Origin of the sequence: Streptomyces sp. SID5785 (assembly GCF_009870065.1) — a bacterium.
Classification (GTDB): Bacteria; Actinomycetota; Actinomycetes; order Streptomycetales; family Streptomycetaceae; genus Streptomyces.
On the sequence record NZ_WWIA01001074.1, the window covers coordinates 1 to 4,977 of the forward strand.

5 protein-coding genes are annotated in these 4,977 nt (G+C 70.8%); 4 read left to right on the plus strand and 1 reads right to left on the minus strand.

Features of this window, described 5'->3' with window-relative positions; genetic code table 11:
* The coding region (locus tag GTW43_RS34805) for a LysR substrate-binding domain-containing protein (RefSeq protein ID WP_161305967.1) at positions 1 to 602 on the minus strand (602 nt) is incomplete at its 3' end.
* Between the two features lie 96 nt (positions 603 to 698).
* On the opposite strand from GTW43_RS34805, the gene GTW43_RS34810 reads away from it, so the two are divergent.
* From GTW43_RS34810 to GTW43_RS34825, 4 genes are all read left to right on the plus strand, one after another.
* On the plus strand, positions 699 to 1,406 hold the full coding sequence (locus GTW43_RS34810; protein WP_161305968.1) for a succinate dehydrogenase: 708 nt from the start codon (positions 699 to 701) through the stop codon (positions 1,404 to 1,406).
* A 5-nt stretch (positions 1,407 to 1,411) separates the two neighbouring features.
* On the plus strand, positions 1,412 to 3,361 hold the full coding sequence (locus GTW43_RS34815) for a fumarate reductase/succinate dehydrogenase flavoprotein subunit (RefSeq protein ID WP_161305969.1): 1,950 nt from the start codon (positions 1,412 to 1,414) through the stop codon (positions 3,359 to 3,361).
* Complete coding sequence (locus GTW43_RS34820) at positions 3,358 to 4,104, plus strand: succinate dehydrogenase/fumarate reductase iron-sulfur subunit (protein WP_161305970.1); 747 nt, start codon at positions 3,358 to 3,360, stop codon at positions 4,102 to 4,104. The genes GTW43_RS34815 and GTW43_RS34820 overlap by 4 nt, the downstream gene beginning before the upstream one ends.
* A gap of 153 nt (positions 4,105 to 4,257) precedes the next feature.
* The coding region (locus GTW43_RS34825) for a hypothetical protein (RefSeq protein WP_202502325.1) at positions 4,258 to 4,977 on the plus strand (720 nt) is incomplete at its 3' end.

The following is a 4,977-nucleotide window of genomic DNA, read 5'->3' on the forward strand; positions in this document are numbered from 1 at the left end:
TCGTGCCGGAACATGACGAGCCGCTCCCCCTCCAGGTCGGAGATCCGCACCGACGCCCGCCCCCGCCCGGGCCGCGGCGCGTCCGGCGACGACACCACCACCAGCTCCTCGCGCAGCAGCTCCACGGTGGTCAGCGCGGGCGCGGGCGCCGGCAGCGGGAGCACGACGAGCGCCAGATCGAGCGCCCCGCGCGCCAGCTCCCGTACGAGGTCGTGCGAGCCGGACTCCTCGACGAGCAGCTGAATGCCGGGGTAGCGGTCGTGGAAGGCGCGGAGCACGTCCGGCAGCAGCCCCGTGCACAGCGACGGGGTCGCCCCGAGCCGCACCCGCCCGCGCCGCAGCTGCGCCAGCTCCTGCACCTCGTGCCGTGCGGTGTCCGCGTCGGCCAGGATCCGCCGGGCCAGCGGGAGCAGGGCCTCGCCGGCGTCGGTCAGCGTGATGTTCCCGCGGGCCCGCAGGAACAGGTCGACGCCGAGCTCGCGCTCCAGGGCGCGGATCTGCTGGGAGAGCGAGGGCTGCGCCACGTGCACGAGCTCGGCGGCACGCGTGAAGTGGCGGGTCTCGGCGACGGCGACGAAGTACTGGAGCTGCTGGAACTGCATGACACCCAGAATAGTTCCCTGCATAGGCTGTGCCTATGGAAATGAGCTGGGTCATGTCTTGGACCGATCGGGTCCTTGGGCCCTACCGTCACTGACATGGCTCTGGCAACACGGACGGACCGACGGCCGTCCATGACGCGCACGCTCTGGGACAGCACCGTCGGCAAGAAGACCGTGATGGCGGTCAGCGGCCTCGTCATGCTGCTGTACCTGGTCGCCCACATGATCGGGAACCTCAAGATCTTCTTCGGTCCCGAGGAGATCAACGACTACGCGGTCTGGCTGCGCACCATGGGCGGCCCCGTCCTGCACCACGAGTGGGCCCTGTGGATCGTGCGCGTCGGCCTCGTCGCCGCCGTCGTGGCGCACGCCGTGTCCGCGTACCAGCTGAGCCGCCGGGACATCAAGGCGCGACCCAGCAAGTACGTGCACAAGAAGGCCCGTTCGAGCTACGCCACCCGCACCATGCGCTGGGGCGGCATCATCGTCGCCCTGTTCATCGTGTGGCACATCCTCGACCTGACGACCGGCACGGTGCACCCGGGCGGCTACGAGCACCTGCACCCGTACCAGAACATCATCGACACGTTCTCCACGTGGTGGAGCAACGTCGTCTACATCGTGGCCGTGGTGGCCGTCGGCTTCCACGTGCAGCACGGGTTCTGGAGCGCCGCGCAGACCCTCGGCGTCGGCAGCCGCACCCGCGACCGCGTCCTCAAGGCCACGGGCAACGCCCTCGCCGTACTGCTCACCGCCGGCTTCGTCGCCGTGCCCGTGGGCGTCATGACCGGATTGGTGAGCTGAGAGACATGAGCACCTACGCGGACTACGCGACCGGCGAGCCGGTCGCCGACACCAAGGCACCGGCCGGACCTGTCGAGGAGCGCTGGGACACGCGCCGCTTCGAGGCCAAGCTGGTCAACCCGGCCAACCGCCGCAAGCACACCGTCATCGTCGTCGGCACCGGCCTGGCCGGCGGCAGCGCGGGCGCGACCCTGGCCGAACAGGGCTACCACGTCGTCCAGTTCTGCTTCCAGGACTCGCCGCGCCGCGCCCACTCGATCGCCGCCCAGGGCGGCATCAACGCGGCCAAGAACTACCGCAACGACGGCGACTCGATCCACCGGCTGTTCTACGACACCGTCAAGGGCGGCGACTTCCGCGCCCGCGAGTCGAACGTGCGCAGGCTCGCGCAGATCTCCGTCGAGATCATCGACCAGTGCGTCGCCCAGGGCGTGCCGTTCGCCCGTGAGTACGGCGGACTGCTCGACACCCGCTCCTTCGGCGGCGTGCAGGTCTCCCGCACCTTCTACGCCCGCGGACAGACGGGCCAGCAGCTGCTGCTCGGCGCCTACCAGGCCCTGAGCCGCCAGATCGCGGCGGGCAACGTGGAACTGCACGCCCGCACCGAGATGCTCGACCTGATCGTCGTCGACGGCAAGGCCCGCGGCATCGTGGCCCGCGACCTGATCACCGGCCGGATCGACACGTACTTCGCGGACGCCGTCGTCCTCGCCTCCGGCGGCTACGGCAACGTCTTCTACCTGTCGACGAACGCCATGAACAGCAACGCCACGGCGATCTGGCGGGCCCACCGGCGCGGCGCCTACTTCGCCAACCCGTGCTTCACCCAGATCCACCCCACCTGCATCCCGCGCACCGGCGACCACCAGTCCAAGCTGACGCTGATGAGCGAGTCGCTGCGCAACGACGGGCGCATCTGGGTCCCGAAGGCCAAGGGCGACACCCGCCCGGCCCACGAGATCCCCGAGGACGAGCGCGACTACTACCTCGAGCGCATCTACCCGGCCTTCGGCAACCTGGTCCCGCGTGACATCGCCTCCCGCGCCGCGAAGAACGTGTGCGACGAGGGCAGGGGAGTGGGCCCCGGCGGCCAGGGCGTCTACCTCGACTTCGCCGACGCCGTCGCGCGGATGGGACGCAAGGCCGTCGAGGCCAAGTACGGCAACCTCTTCGACATGTACCAGCGCATCACCGACGAGGACCCCTACAAGGTCCCGATGCGCATCTACCCCGCCGTGCACTACACGATGGGCGGCCTGTGGGTCGACTACGACCTCCAGACCTCCGTCCCGGGTCTGTTCGCGATCGGCGAGGCCAACTTCTCCGACCACGGGGCCAACCGGCTCGGCGCCTCCGCGCTGATGCAGGGCCTCGCCGACGGCTACTTTGTCCTGCCGGCCACCATCAACGACTACCTGGCGAAGCACCCGCACGAGGAGGAGATCGGCGACGACCACCCCGTCGTCCAGGAGGTCGTCGCCGAGACCGAGGACCGGATCAACCTGCTGCTGTCCGTCGACGGCGACCGCACCCCCGACTCCTTCCACCGCGAACTCGGCGAGCTCATGTGGGAGTTCTGCGGCATGGCCCGCACCGACGAGGGCCTGCGCAAGGCGCTCGACCGGATCCCGCAGATCCGCGAGGAGTTCTGGCGGCGCATCAAGGTGCCCGGCACCGGCGAGGAGTTCAACCAGTCCCTGGAGAAGGCGAACCGCATCGTCGACTACCTGGAGCTGGCCGAGCTGATGTGCCTCGACGCCCTGCACCGGTCCGAGTCCTGCGGCGGCCACTTCCGGGAGGAGTCCCAGACCCCGGACGGCGAGGCCGCCCGCCGCGACGAGGAGTTCTCCTACGCCGCCGCCTGGGAGTTCACCGCCACCGGCGCCTCCCCGGTGCTGCACAAGGAAGACCTCGTCTTCGAGTACGTCCACCCCACCCAGCGGAGCTACGCATGAAGCTCACCCTGCGCGTCTGGCGCCAGAAGAACGCCGACGCCGAAGGCGCCATGTCCACGTACGAGGTGGACGGCATCTCGCAGGACATGTCGTTCCTCGAGATGCTCGACACCCTCAACGAGGAACTCATCGTCCGGGGCGAGGACCCCGTCGCCTTCGACCACGACTGCCGCGAGGGCATCTGCGGTGCGTGCTCGCTCGTCATCAACGGCGACGCACACGGCCCCGAGCGCACCACCACCTGCCAGTTGCACATGCGGTCCTTCCGGGACGGCGACACGATCGACATCGAGCCGTGGCGCGCCTCGGCGTTCCCGGTCGTCAAGGACCTGGTCGTGGACCGCTCGGCCTTCGACCGGATCATCCAGGCGGGCGGCTACGTGACGGCCCCGACCGGCGCCGCGCCCGAGGCGCACGCCACCCCGGTGCCCAAGCCCGACGCCGACTTCGCCTTCGAGCACGCCGAGTGCATCGGCTGCGGCGCCTGCGTCGCCGCGTGCCCCAACGGCGCGGCGATGCTCTTCACCTCGGCGAAGGTCAACCACCTCAACGTCCTGCCGCAGGGCGCCCCGGAGCGCGAGACCCGCGTCCTGGACATGGTGGCGCAGATGGACGAGGAGGGCTTCGGCGGCTGCACGCTCACCGGCGAGTGCGCGACGGCCTGCCCGAAGGGCATCCCGCTCTTCTCCATCACCAGCATGAACAAGGAGTGGCTGCGCGCCAACCGCAAGGTCAGCCGCTGACCTTCGTCGCGACGCACACGACGTCCCGCGAACAGCGCGGGGTGGGCGGGACCGGGAGTGGTGCTCAAACCCCCGGTCCCGTCATCGCGTTCGCCCCTCTTCCTCCCGGAAATCCCGGCGACGGCGCCGCCGCCCCGTCGGTACGCTGCGCGGATGATCACGCAGCCCGGCCCGGCCCGCTACGAGGGCGACCTGGAGGCCCATCTCACGGTCGACGCCGCCTCCGCGGAGGCCGTGGCGCGCCTCGCGGCCTGGGCCGCCGCGCGCGGGCTCGGCTTCACCCACATCGTCCTGGCCCGCGGCCGCCACCCCTCCCAGCCCATGGTGACCCTGCGCGGCCACGGCCGGGCCGACGCCTGGATCCGCTCGACGGTGGCCGAGACCGAGGCCGCCCTCGCGCACGCCGGCTTCCCGGTCCTGCGGACCAAGGTGGAGACGACCCCGTGGGCGTCCGGCGTCCCGCAGACGGACGCGGAGGCCCGACGGGCCACCGCACGCCTCCACTTCGAGCATCACGTCAAGCTGCTGCTGCCCGCAGGGGCCGACCGGGAAGCCCTCGCGTCCCGCGTGCTCCCGCACGGCGCCCACCTGTCTCACAACGCCCGCCGGACGAGGCGGGACGGCCACCAGGAACGCTTCGTCACCCAGCGCTGCCACGCCGGGGGCGCACCGACGGCAGCCCGCCGCCTGGACGCCCTTCTCGCAGCGCTGAAAGAGCACTCCGAGGCCCAGATCCTGGAGACGGAACGCGAGTACGTCCTCCACGACACCCACCTGGACCTGGACGAGGGCTGGTTGGACGACGCCCTCGTCGGGGAGATGCGGCGCGCAGCGCCTTGCATTTCAGGGGCGCGGGGAACTGCGCGACCAGCC

Bases quoted from the DNA above. Each gene is read 5' to 3' on its own strand.
- GTW43_RS34810 (WP_161305968.1), top strand. From the start codon at position 699: ATGGCTCTGGCAACACGGACGGACCGACGGCCGTCCATGACGCGCACG.
- GTW43_RS34815 (WP_161305969.1), top strand. From the start codon at position 1,412: ATGAGCACCTACGCGGACTACGCGACCGGCGAGCCGGTCGCCGACACC.
- GTW43_RS34820 (WP_161305970.1), top strand. From the start codon at position 3,358: ATGAAGCTCACCCTGCGCGTCTGGCGCCAGAAGAACGCCGACGCCGAA.